21 protein-coding genes are annotated in these 23,851 nt (G+C 63.3%); 12 read left to right on the top strand and 9 right to left on the bottom strand.

The window, feature by feature from the left end; translation table 11 throughout:
- Positions 1-208 precede the first annotated feature (208 nt).
- The 11 genes from betI to yccS all read left to right on the top strand — a co-directional run bounded on the left by betI (position 209) and on the right by yccS (position 15,817).
- Positions 209-802, top strand: a complete 594-nt coding sequence (betI, locus tag NUH87_RS19450) for a transcriptional regulator BetI (protein ID WP_338522323.1) — start codon at positions 209-211, stop codon at positions 800-802.
- Between the two features lie 107 nt (positions 803-909).
- The gene (betB, locus tag NUH87_RS19445; RefSeq protein ID WP_338522322.1) at positions 910-2,382 is read left to right on the top strand and encodes a betaine-aldehyde dehydrogenase; all 1,473 of its coding nucleotides are present in this window, start codon (positions 910-912) and stop codon (positions 2,380-2,382) included.
- A 78-nt stretch (positions 2,383-2,460) separates the two neighbouring features.
- The gene (gene betA / locus NUH87_RS19440) at positions 2,461-4,164 is read left to right on the top strand and encodes a choline dehydrogenase (RefSeq protein ID WP_338522321.1); all 1,704 of its coding nucleotides are present in this window, start codon (positions 2,461-2,463) and stop codon (positions 4,162-4,164) included.
- A gap of 206 nt (positions 4,165-4,370) precedes the next feature.
- Complete coding sequence (locus NUH87_RS19435; protein WP_040071373.1) at positions 4,371-5,066, top strand: RraA family protein; 696 nt, start codon at positions 4,371-4,373, stop codon at positions 5,064-5,066.
- Positions 5,067-5,213: 147 nt separating this feature from the next.
- Complete coding sequence (locus tag NUH87_RS19430; RefSeq protein ID WP_338522320.1) at positions 5,214-6,656, top strand: TldD/PmbA family protein; 1,443 nt, start codon at positions 5,214-5,216, stop codon at positions 6,654-6,656.
- Positions 6,656-7,993, top strand: a complete 1,338-nt coding sequence (locus tag NUH87_RS19425) for a TldD/PmbA family protein (RefSeq protein ID WP_338522319.1) — start codon at positions 6,656-6,658, stop codon at positions 7,991-7,993. The genes NUH87_RS19430 and NUH87_RS19425 overlap by 1 nt, the downstream gene beginning before the upstream one ends.
- Before the next feature lie 376 nt (positions 7,994-8,369).
- A complete protein-coding gene (locus tag NUH87_RS19420) occupies positions 8,370-9,209 on the top strand; it encodes an alpha/beta hydrolase (RefSeq protein WP_338522318.1) in 840 nt (279 codons plus the stop codon).
- Between the two features lie 103 nt (positions 9,210-9,312).
- Positions 9,313-10,743 carry a multidrug transporter subunit MdtD gene (gene mdtD, locus NUH87_RS19415; RefSeq protein WP_338522317.1) on the top strand — a complete coding sequence of 477 codons (1,431 nt, stop codon included), beginning with the start codon at positions 9,313-9,315 and terminating at the stop codon, positions 10,741-10,743.
- 161 nt (positions 10,744-10,904) lie between these two features.
- Entirely contained in the window at positions 10,905-12,242 is a 1,338-nt protein-coding gene (gene dbpA, locus NUH87_RS19410) for an ATP-dependent RNA helicase DbpA (RefSeq protein WP_338526869.1), read from the top strand.
- 68 nt (positions 12,243-12,310) lie between these two features.
- Positions 12,311-13,489: an NAD(P)/FAD-dependent oxidoreductase gene (locus tag NUH87_RS19405; RefSeq protein WP_338526867.1), complete on the top strand. Its 1,179-nt coding sequence runs from the start codon at positions 12,311-12,313 to the stop codon at positions 13,487-13,489.
- Between the two features lie 144 nt (positions 13,490-13,633).
- On the top strand, positions 13,634-15,817 hold the full coding sequence (yccS, locus tag NUH87_RS19400; RefSeq protein WP_338522316.1) for a YccS family putative transporter: 2,184 nt from the start codon (positions 13,634-13,636) through the stop codon (positions 15,815-15,817).
- 29 nt (positions 15,818-15,846) lie between these two features.
- Here yccS and NUH87_RS19395 read toward each other — a convergent pair whose 3' ends face one another.
- The gene (locus NUH87_RS19395) at positions 15,847-16,584 is read right to left on the bottom strand and encodes a substrate-binding periplasmic protein (RefSeq protein ID WP_338522315.1); all 738 of its coding nucleotides are present in this window, start codon (positions 16,582-16,584) and stop codon (positions 15,847-15,849) included.
- 323 nt (positions 16,585-16,907) lie between these two features.
- Between NUH87_RS19395 and NUH87_RS19390 the strand changes: the two genes are divergently transcribed.
- Positions 16,908-17,375, top strand: a complete 468-nt coding sequence (locus tag NUH87_RS19390) for a GNAT family N-acetyltransferase (RefSeq protein ID WP_338522314.1) — start codon at positions 16,908-16,910, stop codon at positions 17,373-17,375.
- Here the strand turns inward: NUH87_RS19390 and NUH87_RS19385 are convergent.
- From NUH87_RS19385 to NUH87_RS19350, 8 genes are all read right to left on the bottom strand, one after another.
- On the bottom strand, positions 17,366-17,662 hold the full coding sequence (locus NUH87_RS19385; protein WP_040071429.1) for a winged helix-turn-helix domain-containing protein: 297 nt from the start codon (positions 17,660-17,662) through the stop codon (positions 17,366-17,368). The genes NUH87_RS19390 and NUH87_RS19385 overlap by 10 nt on opposite strands.
- 59 nt (positions 17,663-17,721) lie before the next feature.
- Entirely contained in the window at positions 17,722-18,231 is a 510-nt protein-coding gene (locus NUH87_RS19380) for a M48 family metallopeptidase (RefSeq protein ID WP_040071382.1), read from the bottom strand.
- Between the two features lie 42 nt (positions 18,232-18,273).
- Complete coding sequence (locus tag NUH87_RS19375; protein WP_338522313.1) at positions 18,274-20,397, bottom strand: putative bifunctional diguanylate cyclase/phosphodiesterase; 2,124 nt, start codon at positions 20,395-20,397, stop codon at positions 18,274-18,276.
- Positions 20,398-20,635: 238 nt separating this feature from the next.
- A complete protein-coding gene (locus NUH87_RS19370; protein ID WP_040071384.1) occupies positions 20,636-20,875 on the bottom strand; it encodes a hypothetical protein in 240 nt (79 codons plus the stop codon).
- Positions 20,876-21,198: 323 nt separating this feature from the next.
- On the bottom strand, positions 21,199-21,381 hold the full coding sequence (locus NUH87_RS19365) for a hypothetical protein (RefSeq protein ID WP_338522312.1): 183 nt from the start codon (positions 21,379-21,381) through the stop codon (positions 21,199-21,201).
- A gap of 700 nt (positions 21,382-22,081) precedes the next feature.
- On the bottom strand, positions 22,082-23,146 hold the full coding sequence (gene fba / locus NUH87_RS19360) for a class II fructose-bisphosphate aldolase (protein WP_040071386.1): 1,065 nt from the start codon (positions 23,144-23,146) through the stop codon (positions 22,082-22,084).
- An 86-nt stretch (positions 23,147-23,232) separates the two neighbouring features.
- Positions 23,233-23,565, bottom strand: a complete 333-nt coding sequence (locus NUH87_RS19355) for an MliC family protein (protein ID WP_040071387.1) — start codon at positions 23,563-23,565, stop codon at positions 23,233-23,235.
- Positions 23,566-23,624: 59 nt separating this feature from the next.
- Entirely contained in the window at positions 23,625-23,849 is a 225-nt protein-coding gene (locus tag NUH87_RS19350; RefSeq protein WP_040071388.1) for a hypothetical protein, read from the bottom strand.
- Positions 23,850-23,851 lie beyond the last annotated feature (2 nt).

The raw sequence follows: 23,851 nt of genomic DNA, 5'->3' as shown, positions 1-23,851 counted from the left end.
TCGCCTGCGCGGCGTGTCTGCCCCGCAGGTTCGGTGTTTTTTCGGAGGTCGTTTTTCCGCCAACTGCATGTAGGAAAAACCCTAGGCAGCGACGATTTGTCGCGGATCTTATTCTTTGTTGATTGAACGTTCAATCAAAACAAAATAGACTGGCCCACATACCGGTAGTCGTTCCACGTCTGCCGGCGGGCCTGAGGAGAGATGCACGATGCCCAAGGTCGGTATGCAACCCATACGCCGCCAGCAATTGATCGAAGCCACCTTGACGGCGGTCGATCAGGTCGGAATGGGGGACGCCAGCATTGCGCTGATAGCCCGTTTGGCCGGTGTCTCGAATGGCATCATCAGTCACTATTTTCAGGACAAGAACGGCCTGATCGCCGCCACGATGCGGTACCTGATGAATGTCCTCACCGAGAACGTCGCCGCGCGCCGCCTGGCGCTGACAGATGCAAGCCCCAGGGCCCATCTGCAGGTGATCATCGAAGGCAACTTCGACGCCAGCCAGGTCAATGGCCCGGCAATGAAAACCTGGTTGGCCTTCTGGGCCACCAGCATGCACCACCCGTCTTTGCACAGGTTGCAGCGGATCAACGATCACCGTCTGTATTCCAACCTGTGCTGCCAGTTCCGCCGTGCCCTGCCGCTGCCCGCGGCACGAAGCGCGGCACGGGGGCTGGCAGCGTTGATCGACGGTTTGTGGTTGCGCGGTGCGTTGTCGGGAGACGCGTTCGACACCGTACAGGCGCAACGGATCGCTTACGAATACATGGATTTCCAACTGGCTAAGCAGGAGTGCTAGAGCACCGAGAAACGCTCGGCCCCTGAACGACTGCCGATCGGTATCGCCAGCACCTGATGGCGCGGCCGGCGGTTAACGCCAACCACTGATGCACTTGCGAGGACACTATGGCCCGTTTCGAACTGCAAAAACTCTACATCGACGGCGGCTACACCGACGCCGGCGGCGATGCGACTTTCGATACCATCAACCCGGCTAACGGTGAAGTGCTCGCCAAAGTGCAACGTGCAACCAAGGACGACGTCGAGCGTGCCGTGGTCAGTGCCGAGAAAGGCCAGAAAATCTGGGCCGCGATGACCGCCATGGAGCGTTCGCGGATCCTGCGTCGCGCCGTGGAGATCCTCCGTGAGCGCAACGACGAACTGGCGGTCCTGGAAACCCTGGACACCGGCAAGGCCTATTCCGAAACCCGTTACGTCGACATCGTCACCGGCGCCGACGTGCTGGAATACTACGCCGGCCTGGTGCCCGCCATCGAAGGCGAGCAGATCCCGCTGCGCACCACTTCGTTCGTCTACACCCGTCGCGAACCGCTGGGCGTGGTGGCCGGTATCGGCGCCTGGAACTACCCGATCCAGATCGCCCTGTGGAAATCCGCACCGGCCCTGGCCGCCGGCAACGCGATGATCTTCAAGCCAAGCGAAGTCACCTCGCTGACCACCCTGAAGCTGGCCGAGATCTACACTGAAGCCGGTGTGCCGGACGGCGTGTTCAACGTCCTGACCGGCAGCGGCCGTGAAGTCGGCACCTGGCTGACCGAACACCCGCGCATCGAGAAAGTCTCCTTCACTGGCGGTACCGACACCGGCAAGAAGGTCATGGCCAGCGCTTCCAGCTCGTCGCTCAAGGACGTGACCATGGAACTGGGCGGCAAGTCGCCGCTGATCATTTGCGACGACGCCGACCTCGATCGCGCCGCCGACACCGCGATGATGGCCAACTTCTACAGCTCCGGCCAGGTCTGCACCAACGGCACCCGCGTGTTCGTGCCGAGCCACCTGAAAGCCGCCTTCGAAGCCAAGATCGTCGAGCGCGTGGCGCGTATCCGCGTCGGTAACCCGGAAGACGAGAACACCAACTTCGGCCCGCTGGTCAGCTTCGCCCATATGGAAAGCGTGCTCGGCTACATCGCCAAGGGCAAGGAAGAAGGCGCACGCCTGCTGTGCGGCGGCGAACGCCTGACCAGCGGCGAATTCGCCAAGGGCGCCTTTGTGGCCCCGACCGTGTTCACCGACTGCCGCGACGACATGACCATCGTCCGTGAAGAGATCTTCGGCCCGGTGATGAGCATCCTCAGCTACGAAACCGAAGAAGAAGTGATCCGCCGCGCCAACGACACCGACTTCGGCCTGGCCGCCGGTGTGGTGACCCGCGACCTGAACCGCGCCCACCGCGTGATTCATCAGCTCGAAGCCGGTATCTGCTGGATCAACGCCTGGGGCGAGTCCGACGCCAAGATGCCGGTCGGCGGCTACAAGCAGTCGGGTGTCGGCCGCGAGAACGGCATCAGCTCGTTGAACAACTTCACGCGGATCAAATCGGTGCAAGTGGAACTGGGTGAATACAACTCGGTGTTCTAAGACCCGAGCCCTGGATTGCCCGTGAAGTCATCTTCACGGGCGCCCACCCCCGACCCACTTCCACGAGGGCTGCATTTCATGTCCCAAGAATACGACTACATCATCATCGGTGCCGGCTCCGCCGGTAACACCCTGGCCACCCGCCTAACCGAAGACGCCGGTGTCACCGTCCTGCTGCTCGAAGCCGGCGGCCCCGACTACCGCCTCGACTTCCGCACCCAGATGCCCGCCGCCCTGGCCTTTCCGCTGCAAGGCAAGCGCTACAACTGGGCCTACGAAACCGACCCGGAACCGCATATGGACGGACGGCGCATGGAGTGCGGTCGCGGCAAGGGCCTGGGCGGCTCCTCGCTGATCAACGGCATGTGCTACATCCGCGGCAACGCCATGGACTACGACGGCTGGGCCAAGCTGCCGGGCCTGGAAGACTGGACCTACCTCGACTGCCTGCCGTATTTCCGCAAGGCGGAAACCCGTGACATCGGCCCCAACGACTACCACGGCGGCGAAGGCCCGGTCAGCGTGACCACGCCCAAGGCCGGCAACAACCCACTGTTCCACGCCATGGTCGAAGCCGGCGTGCAGGCCGGTTACCCGCGCACAGTGGACCTCAACGGCTACCAACAGGAAGGTTTCGGTCCGATGGACCGCACCGTGACGCCCAAGGGCCGTCGCTCCAGCACCGCGCGCGGTTACCTGGACACTGCCAAGCAGCGCTCGACCCTGACCATCGTCACCCACGCCCTGACCGACAGGATCCTCTTCGAAGGCAAGCGGGCGGTCGGCGTGCGTTACCTGCTGGGCTCGGCCGAAGAACCGGTCGAAGTCCGCGCGCGCAAGGAAGTCATCGTCAGCAGCGGCGCGATTGCCTCGCCACAGTTGCTGCAACGCTCCGGCGTCGGTCCGGCCAAGCTCCTGCAAAGCCTGGACATCCCGGTAGTCCACGATCTGCCGGGCGTCGGCGAGAACCTGCAGGACCACCTGGAACTGTACCTGCAATACGCCTGCACCCAGCCGGTTTCGCTGTATCCGTCGCTGCTGTGGTGGAACCAGCCGGCGATCGGTGCCGAATGGCTGTTCAACGGCACCGGCATCGGCGCCAGCAACCAGTTCGAGGCCGGCGGTTTCATTCGTACCCGTCCGGAATTCGAATGGCCGAATATCCAGTACCACTTCCTGCCGGTGGCGATCAACTACAACGGCAGCAACGGTGTGAAGGAACATGGCTTCCAGGCGCACATGGGTTCCATGCGTTCGCCGAGCCGCGGTCGTATCCAGCTCAAGTCCAAGGACCCGCGCCAGCACCCGAGCATCCTGTTCAACTACATGGCCACCGAGCAGGACTGGCAGGAATTCCGCGACGGCATCCGCCTGACCCGGGAAATCATGCAGCAGCCGGCCCTGGATGCTTACCGTGGGCGTGAGATCAGCCCGGGTATCGAGGTGCAGACCGACGAGCAACTGGACCAGTTTGTCCGCGAGCACGCCGAGACCGCGTTCCACCCGTCCTGCTCGTGCAAGATGGGCACCGACGAGATGGCGGTGGTCGACGGCCAGGGTCGCGTGCATGGCATGCAAGGCCTGCGGGTGGTCGATGCCTCGATCATGCCGATCATCACCACCGGTAACCTGAACGCGCCGACGATCATGATGGCCGAGAAAATCGCCGACAAGATCCGTGGCCGCCAGCCGCTGCCGCGCAGCAAGGCCGACTACTACGTGGCGGGCGAAGCCCCGGTGCGTGGCACGCCGTTGCGTCAGGTGAGCCGTACCGCGCAGTAACCTCTATCGGGAGAGCGATACAGCCCCCTGTGGGAGCCGGCTTGCCGGCTCCCACAGGTTTTGAGCCCTGCACAAAGCGTAAACAATCCCTACACCGCCCTACCCTTGCTCCTACCCCCCGCGCAGGCCTAATCTAGTGGCGCGCAAACGTTTCACCCCCGCCCCAATCCGACACGCCGCCACATTGCTGGCCACGAGGCTTTCCCATGTTTGATGTCGTCTCTTCGAGCAAATGGCCCACCGGCTACCTGATCAATCCCAACCCCGAACCGCTGGACCCCAAGTGGCTCAAGGAATTCAGCAAGATCCCGGCCGCCGCGGTCAGCGACTGCCTGGGGCGTAACGTCGGCGGCCTCGGCCTCAAGCCGTTCCACGGCAACACGCCGATGCTCGGCAATGCCCTGACCGTGCGCGTGCGCCCGGGTGACAACCTGATGATCCTCAAGGCCATGCAGATGGCCCGTCCGGGCGATGTGCTGGTGATCGACGGCAGCGCCGACCTGACCCGCGCCGTGTTCGGCGGCATCATGCGCGCCATGGCCCTCAAGGCCGGCATCGTCGGCGTGGTGATCAACGGCGCCCTGCGCGACCTCGACGAATGGCAGACCGGCGAACTGCCGGCCTATGCGATTGGCGGCGTGCACCGTGGCCCGAGCACCGACGGCGGTGGCGAGATCAACGTGCCGATTTCCTGCGCTGGCATGCTGGTGAACCCGGGCGACCTGATGATCGGCGACGGTGACGGCGTCGTGGCCGCGGCCCGTTCCGAACTGCCGGAACTGCTGGTGCGCTGCCACGACCTGCTGGCACGGGAAAAGGCCACGCTGGCGGCGATCGAAGCCGGCACCCTGGACCCGGACCGCTTCGATGCGATCCTGCGGGCCAAGGGCTGCCCGCTGTAACGCCCTTCCGCTTTCTGTGGGAGCCGGCTTGCTGGCTCCTACAAGATTCGTATCGTTCGCAAAATTGCCTTTTCCTGACAGACTGGTCATTGGGGCCGCCTACACAGCGCCCCTTACGGCCACCGCCATTTCCAGGGAGGTTCCCCCATGTTCGACTTCCACCCCCAGCTCAAGCAGCGTTTCGCCGGCTTGCGCACGGGCGCTGAATTCTTCTCGCTGCGTTACGTCCGCGAATCCGGCCAATACCTGTCGGTGCGCAAGAACGTGGCGGAACCCCCGAGCCTGCGCGTCGACGAAGGCGCGATGCTGGCCGTGCGGGTCAACGGCGTCGAAGCCTACGCCGCCACCAACGATCTGTCCCAGGCCGGCCTGCAAAGCGCCCTCGAACGTGCCGAAGGCTACGCCCGGCTGATGGCCCCCCACGCCCTGCTCGACCTGCGCCAGCAGGCGGTGTCCAGCGACCGCGCCGACTATCGCTCGCCCCAGCTCGACCAGGCCTTCCCGTCCCTAAGCGACTGCTACGCCCTGCTCGGCGCCGAATCGGCCGCCGTGCCCAAGGACGAGCGGCTGGTCAACTGGGAAGTCAGCCTCGGCCTGACCGAGGTCGAGCAGATCTACCTCAACAACGCCGGCGCCGAACTGCGCCAGGCCCTGCGCTTCGTCTACCCTGGCCTGACGGTCACCGCCTACGACGGCGCGGACAGCCAGACCCGCACCCTGGGCCGGGAAAACTTCGGCCAGCAAGGCAGCGCCGATGTCATCGGGCGCTCCGGCCTGATCGGCGCAGGCGCGCGGATCGCCGACCAGGCCCTGCAATTGCTGCTGGCGCCCAACACCCCGCAAGGCCCGCGCGACCTGCTGCTGACCCCGGACCAGATGATCCTGCAGATCCACGAATCCATCGGCCACCCGCTGGAGCTGGACCGCATTCTCGGCGACGAGCGCAATTACGCCGGCACCAGCTTCGTCAAGGCCAGCGACTTCGGCAGCCTGCAATATGGCTCGCCGCTGCTCAACGTCACCTTCGATCCCTCCATCCCACAGCAGTTGGCCAGCTACGGCCATGACGACGACGGCACGCCGGCCCACAAGGAGTTCCTGATTCGTGAAGGCCGCTTGCTGCGCCCACTGGGCGGCGCGCTGTCGCAGTTCCGCGCCGGGCTGGACGGGGTCGCCAACAGCCGCGCCTGCAGCTGGAACCGTCCGCCCATCGACCGCATGGCCAACCTCAATATCGAACCGGGCGACCAGTCCTTCGAGCAACTGGTGGGCGGTATCGAGAAAGGCATCCTGATGTCCACCAACCGCTCCTGGTCCATCGACGACGCCCGCAACAAATTCCAGTTCGGCTGCGAGTGGGGCCAGTTGATCGAGAACGGCGAGCTCAAGGGCGTGGTGAAAAACCCCAACTACCGGGCGATTTCCGCGCAGTTCTGGCGCAACCTCAGCGCCGTCGGCAACGCCGAGACCTTCCAGGTGCTGGGCACGCCGAACTGCGGCAAGGGCGAGCCGAACCAGGTGATCCGGGTCGGGCATGCTTCGCCCGCCTGTGTTTTCAGCAACGTCGATGTGTTTGGAGGAGATGCCTGATGAGTACTTCACTGAGTCAGGTCGAACACTTCCGCGCCCTGGTCGAGGGGTTGCAGGAGCAGCTCCGCGCCACGGAACGCTTTACCCTGGGTTATGCCGCCGAGTCGTCGGACTTTATCCGCTTCAATCACGCCCGGGTGCGCCAGGCCGGACAGGTGCAGCAAGCCACGTTGAGCTTCAAGCTGATCGACGACGGGCGCCACGCCGACTTACAGATCACCCTCTCCGGCGAACGGGCAGCGGACCGTCAGCGCCTGGCGGACGGCCTGCAACAACTGCGCGAGATCCTCCCGCTGTTGCCGGCGGACCCCTATCTGCTGCTCAACCACAACGCTTGGCAAAGCCAGAACGTGCAGAGCCACGCGCTGCCGGACACGGCCCAGGTACTGGAGGAGATCAGCCGGGCCTCGGTCGGCCTGGACATGGTCGGTTTCTACGCCGCCGGTCCCATCAGCCGGGGCTTTGCCAGCGCCGACGGGGCCTTCGGCTGGCACCAGGCCAACAGTTTCAACTTCGACTGGAGCCTGTTCCACGAAAACGGCCAGGCGGTGAAAGCCAGCTTCGCCGGCCATGACTGGAACAGCGACAGCTTTGCCCGGCGCTTCCAGCAGGCCCGTGAGCAGCTCGAATTTCTCGGACGGCCGTTGCGTACCCTGGCGCCGGGGGAATATCGCGCCTACCTGGCACCGGCGGCGCTCGAGGAAGTCATGGGCATGCTCAGTTGGGGCGGTTTCTCGGCCCAGGCCATCGGCAGCAAGCACAGCCCGCTGCAGAAGCTTTACGCCGGCGAGGCCCGCTTCAGCCCGCTGGTCTGGCTTGACGAGCAGATCAGCGGATCGTTGAGCCCGGCGTTTTCCAACGAGGGTTATCCACGCGCCGATGTGTCGCTGGTGGCCGCGGGTGTCGCCGACCAGCAACTGATCAACTCCCGCAGTGCCGCCGAATACGGGCTCACGACCAACGGCGCCAGCGGCGGCGAGTACCCCGGTGCCTTGCAGATGCGCGCCGGGCAACTGGCCCAGGCCGATATCCTCAAGCAACTGGGCACCGGCTTGTACATCAGCAACCTGTGGTACCTGAACTACTCGGACCAACCGGCGGCACGGATGACCGGCATGACCCGCTTCGCCACCTTCTGGGTGGAGAACGGCGAGATCCAGGCGCCGGTCAGCACCATGCGCTTCGACGACAGTGCCTACAGCCTGCTGGGCAGCCAGTTGGAGGCCCTGACCCAGGAGCGCGAGCTGCTGTTGTCGGCCAGCACCTACGACCAGCGGCAGACCGCGTCGAACCTGCTGCCGGGGGCGCTGATCAGCAAGCTGACCTTGACCCTGTAACCCCTTGCGGGCACAGCAACACCTGTAGGAGCAGCCGGTCGACGCTCGATTGCTGGCGATGGTCGTCAACGATAACGCGGGGTACCTGAAACCACGCGGCGATCTTGAGTTCATCGCCAGCAAGCTGGCTCCTACAAGGTCCACAGCGACCCAAAAATCGCCCTGGCCACCCTGGCCGAAATACCCGCACGCCTATCCGTTCAGCCAGTTGCCCCAACGCAACCCGGCGCGCTATACATTCCCCTATCCTTTATCGAACTATCAAAACGCCACCCTCGCGCAGCACCCCCTAGAAAAAAACAGGCTTTACCCGCGACGTTCTGACTCAGTACCGCACCTCTTTCATCCCCCCGAAAGTGTTTTGCTGGAGCTTGATATGAATCATGGAAGCTTTGTCATCAACAACCTGTACCGGCACTTCAACATCCACCTCGAACGCCTCGGCGACGATCCACGGCGCAAGACAGTCCTGCTGGTCAACGGCGCCCTGGCCACCACCAGTTCCTTCACCCGCACCGGCAAGTGCCTGGCCGAACATTTCAACGTGGTGCTGTTCGACCTGCCCTTCGCCGGGCGCTCGCAACCCTACAACCCCGATCCGGGCCTGGTGACCAAGGACGACGAGGTGGAGATCCTCCTGGCCCTGGTGCAGCGCTTCGAGGTCAACCACCTGGTGTCCGCCTCCTGGGGCGGCATTTCCACCCTGCTGGCCCTGACCCGTCACCCGCCGACCATCGAGAGCTCGGTGGTGATGGCCCTGGCCCCCGACCTGAACCCGCCGATGCTGGCTTACGTGCAGCGGGTCCATGAGTTGATCGCGGCAGACGACAAATCCGCCATCGGCCACCTGCTCAACGACACCGTCGGCCACTACCTGCCGTCGCGCCTCAAGGCCACCAACCACCAGCACCTGTCCTCGATGCCCAGCACCGAATACCGCCAGGCGCGCTTTCATATCGACCAGGTGCTGCAACTGGGCGACGGCAATTACCTGCGGGCACTGTCCGGAATCCGCAGCCCGGTGCATTTCATCAACGGCGCCAAGGACATCTACACCCCCGCCGAGGCGGCGCGAGTGTTTCAGCAGTACATCCCGCGCTGCAGTTTTTCCGTCGCCGAGGACACCGGTCACCTGCTGGACCTGGAGTCGCGCCCCGCCGCCAATGCGGTCCATCAGGCCCTGCTCGGTTTTCTGCGGCCCGCCAGCGCCGGATAGCCCTTGTAGGAGCCAGCTTGCTGGCTCCTACAGGCCCTTACGCGATTCCTGACCGATCAGGCATACTGCAACTTACGTAGCCAGCTAACAAATAGAGCCGCCCATGCCCGATCGCGCCCCTCTCGACGTCACCACCGCTCGCTGGCTACCGTGGGTGGTGGCCATTGCCTTCTTCATGCAATCCCTCGACGGGACCATCCTCAACACCGCACTGCCCGCCATGGCCCTGGACCTGGCGGAAAACCCCCTGCGCATGCAGGGCGTGGTGATCGCCTACATGCTCACCGTGGCCTTGCTGATCCCGGCCTCGGGCTGGATTTCCGACCGCTTCGGCACCAAGCGCATCTTCTTCAGCGCGATCCTGCTGTTCAGCATCGGCTCCCTGCTCTGCGCCCTGTCGAGTTCACTGAACATGCTGGTGGGTGCCCGGGTGATCCAGGGCCTGGGCGGCTCGCTGATGCTGCCGGTCGGCAGGCTGGTGGTGCTGCGGGCCTACCCGCGCTCGGAACTGGTGCGGATCATGGGCTTCATCACCATCCCCGGCCTGCTCGGCCCCTTGATCGGCCCGACCATGGGCGGCTGGATGGTGCAGTACCTGACCTGGCACTGGATTTTCCTGATCAACCTGCCGGTGGGCCTGCTCGGCTGCTACGCGGTGTGGAAGTTCATCCCGGACCTGCGCGGCAGCGAGCGCACGCGCTTCGACGGTGTGGGTTTCCTGCTGTTCGGCGCGGCGATGCTGCTGATCACCATCGCCATGGAAGGCCTGGGCGAACTGCAACTGCCGCACCTGCGGGTGATGTTGCTGCTGATCGCCGGTCTCGCCTGCCTGGCGGCGTACTGGCTGCGGGCCGGGCATATCGACAGCCCGCTGTTCGCGCCGTCGCTGTTCGAGACCCGGACGTTCGCGGTGGGCATCCTCGGCAACCTGTTCGCCCGCCTGGGCAGCGGCGCCCTGCCATTCCTGGTGCCCTTGCTGCTGCAAGTGGCCCTGGGTTACTCGCCGTCCCAGGCCGGGATGAGCATGCTGCCCCTGGCGGCGGCGGCGATGTTCGCCAAATCCATTGCCCGGCCGCTGATCGAGCGCCTGGGTTATCGCATCGTGCTCACCGGCAACACCCTGGCGCTGGGCATCATGCTCGCGGTCATGGGCCTGGTCACCGAGCACACGCCCTACCCCTTGTTGCTGGGCCTGCTGGCGATTGCCGGGGCGATCAACTCGCTGCAATTCACGGCGATGAACACCGTGACCCTGATCGACCTCGACGACAAGTCCGCCAGCAGCGGCAACAGCCTGCTGTCGGTGGTCGCGCAGCTGTCCCTGAGCCTTGGCGTGGCCTGCGCCGGCGCCCTGCTCGGCGGCTTCACTGCCGCCGTCGGCAATGACGGGGTGGAGACGGTGCTCGGCGCGTTCCAGCTGACGTTCCTCACCGTGGGCATCATGGCGATGCTGGCGGCGACGATTTTCCTGCAGCTCTCGCCCCAGGACGGACGTCGGGTCAAGGTGGTTCAGGAACAGCACATCGAACACTGAGCGCCCGGCAAAACGCGATTCCGGCACTATTTGGCTACTTTTCGTCCAGAATTTGCGGCGCCGCCGGTCGGGACTGATACACTGCGCGACATTTTGTTTTGCAGGCCCGTCCCGTGACCACCATCGCCACCGCGTTTAACTCTTTGCCACTGTCCGCCGCCATGCTGGCTAACCTCGACTCCCTCGGTTATGCCCAGATGACGCCGATCCAGGCGCAAAGCTTGCCGGTGATCCTCAAGGGCATGGACCTGATCGCCCAGGCCAAGACCGGCAGCGGCAAGACCGCCGCCTTCGGCATCGGCCTGCTGAACCCGATCAACCCGCGCTTCTACGGCTGCCAGGCACTGGTGATCTGCCCGACCCGCGAGCTGGCCGACCAGGTCGCCAAGGAAATCCGTCGCCTGGCCCGCGCCGAAGACAACATCAAGGTGCTGACCCTCTGCGGTGGCGTAGCCCTGGGGCCGCAGATCGCCTCCCTGGAACACGGCACGCACATCATCGTCGGCACCCCGGGGCGCATCCAGCAGCACCTGCGCAAGGGCTCGCTGGTCCTGCACGGCCTCAACACCCTGGTGCTCGATGAAGCCGACCGCATGCTCGACATGGGCTTCTACGACGCCATCGAGGAAATCATCGCCCAGCTCCCCGAGCGCCGGCAGACCCTGCTGTTCTCCGCCACCTACCCGGTGAGCATCAAGCAGCTGGCCGCCAAGTTCATGCGCAACCCGCAGCAGGTCAAGGCCGAGGCACTGCACGCCGACAGCGAGATCGAACAGCGTTTCTACGAGATCTCCCCGGAAGAGCGCATGGAGGCCGTGGCCAAGGTACTCAACCATTTCCGCCCGGCGTCTTGCGTGGCGTTCTGCTTCACCAAGCAGCAGGTCCAGGAAACTGTCGACCACCTGACCGCCAAGGGCGTGTCCGCCGTCGCCCTGCACGGCGACCTGGAGCAGCGTGACCGCGACCAGGTCCTGGCGATGTTCGCCAACCGCAGTATCTCGGTGCTGGTAGCCACCGACGTGGCGGCGCGCGGCCTGGATATCGATGCCCTCGACATGGTGATCAACGTCGAGCTGGCACGGGATTCGGAGATGCATATCCACCGCGTCGGCCGTACCGGACGGGCCGGTGAGAAAGGCCTTGCCATCAGCCTGGTGGCGCCGTCGGAAAGCCTGCGCGCGCGGTCCATCGAGGAAGTGCAGAAGTCCGCGTTGAACTGGGACCAGCTCGACAACCTCAAGTCCCAGGGCGGCGGCCCGCTGCTGCCGGCCATGAGCACCCTGTGCATCGCGGCCGGGCGCAAGGACAAGGTTCGCCCGGGCGACATCCTCGGCGCGCTGACCGGCGATGCCGGGATTCCCGGTGCCCAGGTCGGCAAGATCGCGATTTTCGACTTCCAGGCCTATGTGGCGGTGGAGCGCGGTATCGCCAAGCAGGCCTTGCAGCGCCTGAACAGTGGCAAGATCAAGGGCCGCTCGCTGCGCGTGCGAATCCTCTGACCGACACCACTCCTGTAGGAGCCGGCTTGCTGGCTCCCACAAACCAATTGCCTTCCGAGGACATCGTTGTGCCCGTTACTGAAGTTGTGATCATCGGCGCTGGCGCCGCCGGCTTGATGTGCGCCTTTACCGCCGCCGCCCGCGGGCGCCAGGTGATGCTGATCGACCACGCCAACAAGGCCGGCAAGAAAATCCTGATGTCCGGCGGTGGCCGCTGCAACTTCACCAACATGTACGCCGAGCCCGGTAACTTCCTCTCGCAGAACCCGCATTTCTGCAAGTCGGCCCTGGCCCGCTACACCCAATGGGACTTCATCGCGATGGTGGCCAAGCATGGCGTGCCCTATCACGAGAAAAAACTCGGCCAGCTGTTCTGCGACAACAAGTCCAGCGACATCCTCGGCATGCTCCTGGACGAGTGCGACCAGGCCGGCGTCAGCCTGCACCTGGACACCTCCATCCAGCAAATCGAAAAGCTGGAAAACGGCTACCTGCTGGAAACCACCCTAGGCCAGATCACCTGCCAGTCGCTGGTGATCGCCACCGGCGGCCTGTCGATCCCGACCCTGGGCGCGACCGGTTTCGGTTATCAGGTCGCCAAGCAGTTCGGCCACCAGGTGTTACCGACCCGGGCGGGCCTGGTGCCGTTCACCATTACCGATCAACTCAAGGCCCTGTGCACGGAACTGTCCGGGACCTCGGTCGATTGCCTGGTGAGCTGCAACGACCAGAGCTTCCGGGAAAATATCCTGTTCACCCACCGCGGCCTCAGCGGCCCGGCGATCCTGCAGATCTCCTCATTCTGGAACCCCGGCGAGACGCTGCACATCAACCTGCTGCCGGACCACGACGCCCTCGACTGGCTGCAACAGCAACAGGCCGAACGCCCCAACAGCGAACTGAAAACCCTGCTGGGCGAGCTGTTCACCAAGAAAATGGCCAACCTGCTGGCCGAGCACTGGTTCGTCTCCAAGCCGATGAAGCAGTACACCCCGGCGGAGCTGGCCGAGGTCGCGCGCAAACTCGGCGACTGGCAGCTCGTGCCCGCCGGCACGGAAGGCTATCGCACCGCCGAAGTGACCCTGGGGGGCGTCGACACCCGGGAAGTGTCGTCGAAAACCATGGAATCGCTGAAAAGCCCCGGGCTCTACTTCATCGGTGAAGTGCTGGATGTCAGCGGCCACCTGGGCGGCTTCAATTTCCAGTGGGCCTGGGCCTCGGGGTACGCGGCGGCGCAATTCGCCTGAGCCTGGTGGGAGCCGGCTCCCACAATTGATGACAACGCTCGACGATCACGGAACAAATTTTGCTGTAGGCCGATGTGGCGCCATTGCAATGCCGCCCGTCTACACATCATTCAGATCAACCGCTTGGCAGGCTCTCACTCCTACATGGCATCGACCTCGTTCAACCAATCCCTGCGCCGCCTCTGGGCCCTGGACAAATTCAGCTATAGCGTTCGGGTGTTCATCGCCCTGACCGGCATCATGACCCTGTGCTGGTTCCAGAACGAGATGAAGCTCCTGATCCCGCTGTTCCTCGGGGTCATCGCCAGCGCCCTGGCCGAGACCGATGACAGTTGGCAGGGCCGCCTCAACGCCCTGGCGGTGACGCTGGTGTGCTTCAGCGTCGCGGCGTTCTCGGTCGAGCTGCTGTTCCCCTATCCGTGGATATTCGTCTGCGCCATGGCCCTGGCCGCCTTTGCCCTGACCATGCTCGGCGCCTTGGGCGAGCGCTACGGCGCCATTGCCTCGGCGACCCTGATCCTGTCGGTCTACACCATGATCGGCGTCGACCAGCGCGGCGGCGAAGTCGCCAACCTCTGGCACGAGCCGGTGCTGCTGGTGACCGGCGCGGCCTGGTACGGCGTGCTCTCGGTCCTCTGGCAGGCGATGTTCTCCAACCAGCCGGTGCAACAGAGCCTGGCCAAGCTGTTCCGCGAACTGGGCTACTACCTCAAGCTAAAGTCCTCGCTGTTCGAACCCATCCGCCAACTGGACGTGGAAGCCCGGCGCCTGGAGCTGGCGCAGCAGAACGGCAAGGTGGTGGCGGCGCTGAACAGCGCCAAGGAGATCATCCTGCATCGGGTCGGCGACAGTCGGCCGGGGTCGAAGGTCAGCCGCTACCTGAAGCTGTACTTCCTCGCCCAGGACATCCATGAGCGCGCCAGCTCCTCGCACTATCCGTACAACGCGCTGGCCGAGGCGTTCTTTCACAGCGACGTGCTGTTCCGCTGCCAGCGCCTGCTGCGTGAGCAAGGCAAGGCCTGCCAGGCCCTGGCGGCGTCGATCCGGCTGCGCCAGCCGTTCGTCTACAACGCCAGCTTCGCCGAAGCCCTGGGCGACCTGCACGCCTCCCTGGAGCACCTGCGCATCCAGAGCAACCCGGCCTGGCGCGGCCTGCTGCGTTCGCTGCGGGCACTGGCCGCCAACCTCGGCACCCTCGACCGCCTGCTGAGCGACGCGAGCAACCCCGACAGCCTCGCCGACGCCACCGACAGCAGCCTGCTGGACCGTTCGCCGCGCAATCTCAAGGACGTCTGGACGCGCCTGCGCACCCAACTGACGCCGACTTCGCTGCTGTTTCGCCATGCGCTGCGCCTGCCGCTGGCGCTGAGCATCGGCTATGGCATGGTGCACCTGGTGCACCCGTCCCAGGGCTACTGGATCATCCTCACCACCCTGTTCGTCTGCCAGCCGAGCTACGGCGCCACCCGGCGCAAACTGGGCCAGCGGATCCTCGGCACGGCCTTCGGCCTGACCGCCGCCTGGGCCCTGTTCGACCTGTTCCCGAGTCCCTTGATCCAGGCCCTGTTCACCATCGCCGCCGGGGTGGTGTTCTTTATCAACCGCACCACCCGCTACACCCTGGCAACCGCCGCCATGACCCTGACGGTGCTGTTCTGCTTCAACCAGGTGGGCGACGGCTACGGCCTGTTCCTGCCGCGTCTGCTCGACACCCTGCTGGGTGCGCTGATCGCCGGCCTGGCGGTGTTCCTGTTCCTGCCGGACTGGCAAGGCCGCCGCCTGAACAAGGTGCTGGCCAACACCCTGAGCTGCAACAGCCTGTACCTGCGCCAGATCATGCGCCAGTACGCCCAGGGCAAGAGCGACGACCTCGCCTACCGCCTGGCCCGGCGCAACGCCCACAACGCCGACGCGGCGCTGTCGACCACCCTGGCGAACATGCTGATGGAGCCGGGACATTTCCGTAAGGAAGCCGACGTGGGCTTTCGCTTCCTGGTGCTCTCGCACACCCTGCTCAGCTACCTCTCGGGGCTCGGCGCACACCGCGAAAACCAGCTGCCGGAGGCCGTACGCGGGCATTTGCTCGAGGGCGCGGGCACCACGCTGGCGGCGAGTATCGAAGAGATTGCCGCGGGCCTGGCGAACAAGACGCCCATCGCCATTCAAAGCGATGCCGAGGAAACCCTGGCCAGCGAGCTGGAACAGATGCCGGACGAGATCGACGAAATCCAGCGGCTGGTGCAGACCCAGTTGGCGTTAATCTGCCGGCAGTTGGGCCCCTTGCGCACCCTGGCGGCGCACCTGATCAAGGATCCGGAAGAAAGCTGAGGCCCGCCCCTGGTCGGCTCAGGGGCGCGTCACATCCCGTGCAGCTTGAGCAAGCGCTCATAGCTGCCATCGGCCTTCATCGCCGCGATCTCGCGGTCGAACCCGGCGACAATCTGCTCATGCTGCGGATTCTTCAGGCTGACCAGGATATGCAGGCTGTTCTCGCTCAACGGCTTGGGCATGAACTCCACGGCGTTGCGCACCCGTGGCGCCTCGCTCTTGAGGTAGTAGCGCGCCACATACTCGTCTTCCAGGGTCAGCTTCACCCGGTCCGCCGCCAGCATGCGCACGGCCATGGCGAAGTTGTGCACCGGGATCTTCTGCAACTGCGCGTCGCCGTCGAACTCGGCGCTATAGGCATAGTCACGCACCACCGCGATCGGCAGGTCGTGCAACTGCTGCAAGTTGTCGTACTCGATGGTCGACTCCTTGCGCTTGAGAAACAGCACGCGGTTGACCAGGTACTCCGCCGAGAACTGCCCCAACAAGGTGCGCTCGTCGCTGTACCAGGCATTGATCAGCACGTCATAGCGCCCTTCGCCGACGCCCTTGAGCGCCCGGGCCCAGGGCACCTGTTCGAAGTCGCTGGTATAGCCGGCCCGTGACAGCGCCGTGCTGACGATATCGGTGGCCAGGCCACCGTTGACCAACGTCGCATCGGTAAAAGGTGGCCAACCGTCGGCCACCAACCGCAACCTGTCCGCGGCAGCGCCTTGTGAAAGCAGCAGCAATCCAAGCAAAGCAAACGCTCGATGCAATCGCGGCATGCTAAAGATCCTTAGCGGGCACATAGCCCAGCACAGTTAGCCGAAGCCCGAGGAGCCCGTCGGAAAACAACCGGCTACATCCCTGGTCCTAACATTAGCTCATCCGAGCCAGAGCAAAAGCGCGGTCCAGCAGATTACACAAAGATGATGATGCCGGGCAAAACCAATGATAGCGGGTAGCCTCTACCCAACTGGAACGCGCGTGCGAATCTCCTGCAAGGAGCCTTCCAGCTTCTGTCCTGACGGGTAAAAAAAATCCCGGGTTGGCGACCTGGGACAACCCGCCTAGTATCGACATCACGTTATTGAATCCAGAGGCGAGCATGACCACCGACTGGCTCTGCAAACATCATGGCGACCTGAGCAAGGAACAGTTGTACAGCATCCTGCAACTGCGTACCGAAGTCTTCGTGGTCGAACAGAAATGCCCTTACCAGGAAGTCGACGGGCGCGATCTGGAGGGCGACACCTGTCATCTGATGGCCTGGCGGGAGGATCGGCTGGTGGCCTACCTGCGTCTGCTCGACCCGGTTTCCCAGGGCGGCGACGTGGTGATCGGGCGGGTGGTCATCGCCCCCGAGGCCCGCGGCCAGGGACTGGGGCACGACCTGATGACCCAGGCACTGAAGCAGGCCGGGAAGCTCTGGCCGGAACTGCCGATCTACCTGTCTGCCCAGACGCATTTGCAGGCTTATTACGGGCGCTACGGGTTCGAGGTGGTGGGCGAGGAGTATCTGGAGGATGACATCCCGCACATCGGGATGCGCAGGACACCCTTCACTCAAGGGTAACCCAGCACCTGCTTGATCGAAGCCAGGTTGCGTTCGATCCAGGCCTTGTCGATCGCCCCCCAACCATGGATCCGGTAGTGCCCGGCATGGTTGCGGGCGCCCTCCTGTTGCTCGAACTCGCAGAGAATATCCAGGTCGGCCAATGCCAGGATGGTGTCCTGGGCCGTGCGCCGCGGCATGCCGGTCACTTCGGTCAGCGCCGGGACACTGCTGGCCACCCCGCTGTCGATCAGCCAGGCCACGTACAGGCGGCGGTAGAAACTGCTCTTGGTCTTGCTGATGTCCATCCGGTAGTCCTTGTCGTTGGCCTTCTGCCCATGCCTCTACTCAAGGCCGCACCCGGCGCCTACGGGTTGGCGGACTTGCCCTGAAGATCGCGCCAGGTCAGGTAGACCCGCAGGTCGAACTCCAGCTGGTGATAACCGGGCTGCATGTATTCGCACAGCTGGTAGAACGCCTTGTTGTGGTCGGCTTCCTTGAGGTGGGCCAGTTCGTGCACCACGATCATCTTCAGAAACTCCGGCGCCGCCTCCTTGAACAGCGAGGCGATGCGGATTTCCTTCTTGGCCTTGAGCTTGCCGCCCTGGACCCGCGAGATCGCGGTGTGCAGGCCGAGGGCGCGGTGGGTCAGGTCCAGGCGGTTATCGAAGAGCACTTTGTCGATGGCCGGCGCATTGCGCAAATGCTCCTGCTTCAGGGCCAGGGCGTAGCTGTACAACGCCTTGTCGCTCTGCACCGCGTGCCGCTCCGGATAACGCTGGCGCAGGTAGTCGCCCAGCGAATCCCGGGCAATCATCTGGCGGACCTGTTCCTGCAAGGAGGGGGGATAAGCCTGAAGGTATTTCAGCACAGTCATGACAGGCCTTGCGGACACCGAAAAAAGGCCAGTGTAGCGAATTCACGCGGACAGCGCGCTCCAGTCGAACGCCGCGCCGAAAGCGGTGGCATCCTTGGCCGTCAGCGGTCGGGCCACCAGGAACCCCTGGATCAGCGGACAGCCACTGGCCTTGAGCCACTGCCATTGCTCCACGGTTTCCACGCCCTCGGCGATCACCAGCAAACCAAACTCCTTGCACAGGTCGATCACCGTACGTGCCAGTGCCGCATCCCGGGGTGAAACGAGGATCTTGGCGATCAGTTGCCGGTCGAGCTTGAGGGTGTCCAGTTCAAGGTCGCGAAGGTGGTTCAGCGAACAGTGCCCCGAGCCGAAGTCGTCCAGGGCCACGCGCACGCCCTGGGCGCGGATCCGCCGCAGTTGCTTGCGCGAAGCCTCGAAGTCCTGCATCAGCGCCGCCTCCGTCACCTCGACTTCCAGCTGATGCGCGCGCAGGTCATGGCGCTCCAGCACCTCCTGCAGCTCGTCCGCCAGGTTCGGCATGCTGAATTGCGTGGCGCTCAGGCTGACGCTCAGCACCAGGTCCTCGGCGAACACACCGTTCCAGGCGTGTCGCTGGGTCGCCGCCTGGCGATAGATCCAACTGCCCAGCCGGCTGATCAACCGCACCTCCTCCAGCAAGGGCAGGAACAGCCCCGGCGGGACGTCGCCGACACTGGGATGGTGCCAGCGCAGCAACGCCTCGAACCCCCGCAGGCGGCCGTCTTCCAGAGACACCTGCGGCTGATAGACCATCTTGAATTCCTGGCTCTCGATCGCCGAGCGGACGCTTTCCTCCAGCATCAACCGTGAGCGGGCGCGCCCGTTCATCTCGGTATCGTAATAGCGATACTGCTGGCGCCCGGCGCGCTTGGCCTCGTACATGGCGATGTCCGACGCGCGCAGCAAGCCATCGAGGTTGGCACCGCAATCCGGGTAGGTGGCAATGCCGATGCTGACGCCGAGGGTCATTTCCATGCCATCGATCTGCTGGCGAATCGACACCCGCTCGATCAGCCGCTCGGCGATTTTCGCCGCCTGCTCGGGGCGCTCGAGGTTGAGCAGGGCGGTGAACTCGTCACCGCCCATGCGCGCCAGGATGTCGAAGGGGTTGAGGCAGGACTTCAACTGTTCCGATACCCAGCGCAGCACCCGGTCGCCAGCTTCGTGGCCGAGGGAATCGTTGACCCGCTTGAAACCGTCGAGGTCCAGGTACATCAGCACCAGGGACTGGTCCGCGCGGTCGCTGCGGCGCAAGGTATTTTCCGCGGTCTGGTAGAAGCCCCGGCGATTGAGCAGGCCGGTCAGCGGATCGGTCACCGCCTGGAACTCCAGTTGCTTGTGCAGATGCTGCACCACCGACATGTCCAGCACCGTCACCACCATGGCCTTCTGGTCGGAGGGCAACGGCGCGCAGGACAAGGCCACGGGCAGCATCTGCTCCTGGCTGGTGCGCAAGTAGGCATCATGCACGCGATAGGTTTCCCCCTTGCGGTATTCCTCGTACAAGGGTGAGGACAACCACTCGGGAAAATGCGGGTTTTGCAGAAAATCCAGGAACGGCTGGCCGGCTATGGCCTCCAGCGACACATTGAGCAAACGTGAAATCGCCGGGTTGGCGAAACGGACCGTGCCGTCGTCGTTGACCACCAGGATGCCTTCGGCGGCATTCTCCAGCACCGAGGCATTGAACGCCCGGGCGGCTTCCAGGTCGCGACTCAGGCATTGCAAGGCCCGGCGGTTGCGCTGCTGTTCCAGCAACGCCTGGACCTTGGGCCTGAGGATATCGGGGTTGAACGGTTTGAACATGTAATCCACGGCACCGCTGGCATAGCCCTTGATCACGGCATCCTGGGTCTGCTCGTTGGCGGTGAGGAAAATAATCGGGGTCAGACGCGTGCGCTGGCTGCCGCGCATCAGGCGGGCCACTTCGAAACCGTCCATCCCAGGCATCTGTACATCCAGCAACACCAGGTCAATCTCATGCTCGAGCAGCAACGTCAGCGCCTCAATGCCTGAGGCGGCAGTAACCACCTGCCAATCCTGACGTTCCAGCAAGGCACGCATGCTGATCAGATTTTCAGGGTAATCATCAACGACCAGAAGGACGGAACTACCATCACCGGGTATCTGTTGCACGCAATCCATGCTGCTTCTCTTGTTCGGGGGACTCCACCGGAAATCGCATGAAAACCGGACTAAACCTATCGACTACTCTAGACCGGGATTGTGCAAAGCGTAGTGAGCAATAGGCCATCATCCAGCCATGTCCACGATCTCCCGACTAACGGTCGGTGACCAGCCCTCGGACGCGGCTCGGAAAACGCCTCAGGCCTGCGAGCCCGCGCCGTACCACGGCGACGACCGTTGACACGGTCAGCCACGCCTACGAGGTTCGATACTCCGCAATGGGTTCAATCTCGTAGATCTCATCGAAGCGCACCGTATTATATAAACCGAATTCGCCATGATAGGTCAGCGTTCGGCGCGTCCAGTCGATGCAGCACAGCTCGCCCCGCTCGGATTCCACTTCGCGGCCATGCAGCCTCCCGAGCAGGTTGATCTTTTGTTTGCGCTTGAAGTACTTCAGATATTCAGGCTCGTTCCTCGCTTCCTCTTCGTCCATAGTGCAACCCTTTTTGTCAGCTATTGGACCTTTATCCTGTGAATTTGACCGATGAAAAACAACTGTCATAAATAACAGGTATTTATATCGGTTTTTAATAGAAGCCCAACAGGTTCATTCTATGGATAGCGGTGGGCGGTATATTCGTCGACAGATTGACGTCAGCGCTCGCCGGATCGGCGGTCGGCTGTGCAACGGGTTGTACCGCGAGGCCAACAACTATCTGAAGGTACGGCCATACGGCCGGCGTAAAGCGTCGAGACAGAAGCGGAAGGGGCGAATAATGAATGATTCCGTCCCTTTTTAGTCCTGCCAAAAAACGTCTACTTATTAAGCTTGGCGGATGCCGAACCTTTGAACTCTGGCGTCACACCCTCTTCCGGTTTGAGCGTGGCCTGCGCCGCGCCCTTGAAATCCGGAGCTGCCGCCTCCGGCTTGAGCGTAGCCCCAGCCGCGCCTTTAAAACCCACACCCGCCTTTTTCACCTTTTTGCCCTTTGAACTCATGACGTACACTCCCTTACAGTAAGTGAGCCTTGAAGGTGCAGGACGCGAACACACTTGGCTACTGTCAGAACTGACAGTTTTTATATTGTTTTCGACTTTTTATATTCTGTAATCTTCCATAAAGGCTACCCGCCTCTTACAGAATCAATTATTCAGTGATTGCCAAACAACAGGCTGCCCGCCCTCTTTAAAACGCCGCTTTATTCTTTAAGACACTACTCACCATTCGGAAACCGTCTATAAACCTGTCATTTCTGACAGTAGACCGGCCTGCGAACCGTGATCAACATCCTCTGTAACTGACCATCAATGGCATGCAGAGGCAGATATGAAATGGGCCTTGGTCATCGAGTCCAGCCTTCACGGCTATTACGTGAGTGAAATCAGGGAGGCGGAGCAACAACCGCCCTACCATCCCTCGCACCTCCGCCTCTGGCACTGGATCATGGTCCCGTCAGGGAAAGATGTCCGTGTAGGCGATATCTGGACTGGCGAGTCTTTCCATCCGCCGCAGGTAAGCCCGCGTTGAGCCTGTTGCGTGGCAATGTGGGTGCGTTGCTTGAAAGCGCGACCCTACCGCCAGCCGGTGCGGCGTTCCGACAAGCCCGCTCGCCACAGGATTGTGTTCGGCTTCAAACCTCCTTGACGCTCGCCCACAAAAAACCCGCATCGCTGCGGGTTTTTTATGACGCTGCCGGTCTTAGTTGACCTTGGCGTTCAACTCACCTTTCAGGTAACGCTGGAACATCGCTTCGAGGGAGATCGGCTTGATCTTCGAAGCCTGGCCGGCCGTACCGAAGGCTTCGTAACGGGCGATACATACGTCACGCATGGCGGTCACGGTGGCGCCGAAGAACTTGCGCGGGTCGAACTCGCTCGGGTTGGTGGCCATCAGGCGACGCATCGCACCGGTGGACGCCAAGCGCAGATCGGTGTCGATGTTGACCTTGCGCACGCCGTGCTTGATGCCTTCGACGATTTCTTCAACCGGCACGCCGTAGGTTTCCTTGATGTCGCCACCGTACTGGTTGATGATCGCCAGCCACTCTTGCGGCACCGAGGACGAACCGTGCATCACCAGGTGAGTGTTGGGGATGCGCTTGTGGATTTCTTTGATGCGGTCGATCGCCAGCACGTCGCCGGTAGGCGGCTTGGTGAACTTGTAGGCGCCGTGGCTGGTGCCGATGGCGATGGCCAGGGCGTCGACCTGGGTCTTCTTGACGAAGTCCGCGGCTTCTTCCGGGTCGGTCAGCATCTGGCTGTGATCCAGCACGCCTTCGGCGCCGATGCCGTCTTCTTCACCGGCCATGCCGGTTTCCAGCGAACCCAGGCAACCCAGCTCGCCCTCAACCGAAACGCCGCAGGCGTGAGCCATGGCCACGGTCTGCTGGGTCACACGGACGTTGTATTCGTAGTCGGTCGGGGTCTTGCCGTCTTCGCCCAGGGAACCGTCCATCATCACCGAGCTGAAGCCCAGCTGGATGGAACGCTGGCAGACGTCCGGGCTGGTGCCGTGGTCCTGGTGCATGCACACCGGGATATGCGGGAATTCTTCGATGGCGGCCAGGATCAGGTGTCGCAGGAACGGCGCGCCGGCGTATTTGCGGGCACCGGCCGAAGCCTGGACGATCACCGGGGAGTCAGTCTTGTCAGCGGCTTCCATGATGGCGCGCATCTGCTCAAGGTTGTTGACGTTGAAGGCTGGAACGCCGTAGCCGAATTCGGCTGCGTGGTCCAACATCTGGCGCATGCTGATAAGTGCCATTGTGTGTGTCTCTCCCGGTCGAGGGTCGTTAATCGTGCAAGCCTGCCGGAGCGGCGGCTGCTATTCAAGTCATTGCAGATCGGGGGTTAGTGCGCCTTGCAGGCCCGGCCGATCAAATCGTTGGTGGCGACCCAGTAAACCAGGCCTTCCTCACCTTTTTTGTGAAACGCCAATACGTTGTCGCTGTACAACACACCACTCTCGACGGCGCCGGCCTCGGGCTTGAGGCGATACACCTGGTCACCGCTGCCCAGGCGCACGTCGACCGCCTGCTGCGCACTGTCGGCATAACGCCAGAGCACTTCGGCCTGGCTGTCACAGGTCCAGTGCGTCCAGTTGTCCGCCGGGGCCGACGCCTGGTTGAAGACGGCGCAACCACCCAGGGCTGCCAGTGAAACAAGAGCGATAAAGCCTTTCATGCCGCTTCCTCGACTGACGACCCCTGGCCGTCAGCACTGCCTGTAGTGAATCTGACCCGTCAAGGACAACCCTGTTCCCGGGTCCCGGACGAGGTGTCGTACTTTTCCAGCCCGTCCGGCCCCAGGCGCTTGTTGATCACCGGGGCGGTTTCCGCCTGCCAGTCGGCCTGGTAGCAACCTTTGCCGGCAGGCGGGGCGACCTCTGCCGCCGTCCCGGCCCCGGGTTTGCCGGCACAACCGGCCAGCACACCCGCCAGGATCAGCAGCGTTGACGGCTTGACCATAT

The sequence above is a fragment of the Pseudomonas batumici genome, assembly GCF_036585405.1.
Classification (GTDB): domain Bacteria; phylum Pseudomonadota; class Gammaproteobacteria; order Pseudomonadales; family Pseudomonadaceae; genus Aquipseudomonas; species Aquipseudomonas batumici.
Note: the sequence above shows the minus strand (reverse complement) of the source record. Positions and strands in the feature narration are given on the sequence as shown.

Excerpts from the sequence above, each read along its gene's own strand:
- dbpA (WP_338526869.1), top strand. The coding sequence starts at position 10,905 with ATGCTGGCTAACCTCGACTCCCTCGGTTATGCCCAGATGACGCCGATC.
- NUH87_RS19430 (WP_338522320.1), top strand. The coding sequence starts at position 5,214 with ATGTTCGACTTCCACCCCCAGCTCAAGCAGCGTTTCGCCGGCTTGCGC.
- NUH87_RS19365 (WP_338522312.1), bottom strand. The coding sequence starts at position 21,381 with ATGAGTTCAAAGGGCAAAAAGGTGAAAAAGGCGGGTGTGGGTTTTAAA.
- yccS (WP_338522316.1), top strand. The coding sequence starts at position 13,634 with ATGGCATCGACCTCGTTCAACCAATCCCTGCGCCGCCTCTGGGCCCTG.
- betI (WP_338522323.1), top strand. The coding sequence starts at position 209 with ATGCCCAAGGTCGGTATGCAACCCATACGCCGCCAGCAATTGATCGAA.
- mdtD (WP_338522317.1), top strand. The coding sequence starts at position 9,313 with ATGCCCGATCGCGCCCCTCTCGACGTCACCACCGCTCGCTGGCTACCG.
- NUH87_RS19380 (WP_040071382.1), bottom strand. The coding sequence starts at position 18,231 with ATGACTGTGCTGAAATACCTTCAGGCTTATCCCCCCTCCTTGCAGGAA.
- NUH87_RS19355 (WP_040071387.1), bottom strand. The coding sequence starts at position 23,565 with ATGAAAGGCTTTATCGCTCTTGTTTCACTGGCAGCCCTGGGTGGTTGC.
- NUH87_RS19425 (WP_338522319.1), top strand. The coding sequence starts at position 6,656 with ATGAGTACTTCACTGAGTCAGGTCGAACACTTCCGCGCCCTGGTCGAG.
- NUH87_RS19435 (WP_040071373.1), top strand. The coding sequence starts at position 4,371 with ATGTTTGATGTCGTCTCTTCGAGCAAATGGCCCACCGGCTACCTGATC.
- betB (WP_338522322.1), top strand. The coding sequence starts at position 910 with ATGGCCCGTTTCGAACTGCAAAAACTCTACATCGACGGCGGCTACACC.
- NUH87_RS19390 (WP_338522314.1), top strand. The coding sequence starts at position 16,908 with ATGACCACCGACTGGCTCTGCAAACATCATGGCGACCTGAGCAAGGAA.
- NUH87_RS19420 (WP_338522318.1), top strand. The coding sequence starts at position 8,370 with ATGAATCATGGAAGCTTTGTCATCAACAACCTGTACCGGCACTTCAAC.
- NUH87_RS19375 (WP_338522313.1), bottom strand. The coding sequence starts at position 20,397 with ATGGATTGCGTGCAACAGATACCCGGTGATGGTAGTTCCGTCCTTCTG.
- betA (WP_338522321.1), top strand. The coding sequence starts at position 2,461 with ATGTCCCAAGAATACGACTACATCATCATCGGTGCCGGCTCCGCCGGT.
- fba (WP_040071386.1), bottom strand. The coding sequence starts at position 23,146 with ATGGCACTTATCAGCATGCGCCAGATGTTGGACCACGCAGCCGAATTC.
- NUH87_RS19350 (WP_040071388.1), bottom strand. The coding sequence starts at position 23,849 with ATGGTCAAGCCGTCAACGCTGCTGATCCTGGCGGGTGTGCTGGCCGGT.
- NUH87_RS19395 (WP_338522315.1), bottom strand. The coding sequence starts at position 16,584 with ATGCCGCGATTGCATCGAGCGTTTGCTTTGCTTGGATTGCTGCTGCTT.
- NUH87_RS19370 (WP_040071384.1), bottom strand. The coding sequence starts at position 20,875 with ATGGACGAAGAGGAAGCGAGGAACGAGCCTGAATATCTGAAGTACTTC.
- NUH87_RS19385 (WP_040071429.1), bottom strand. The coding sequence starts at position 17,662 with ATGGACATCAGCAAGACCAAGAGCAGTTTCTACCGCCGCCTGTACGTG.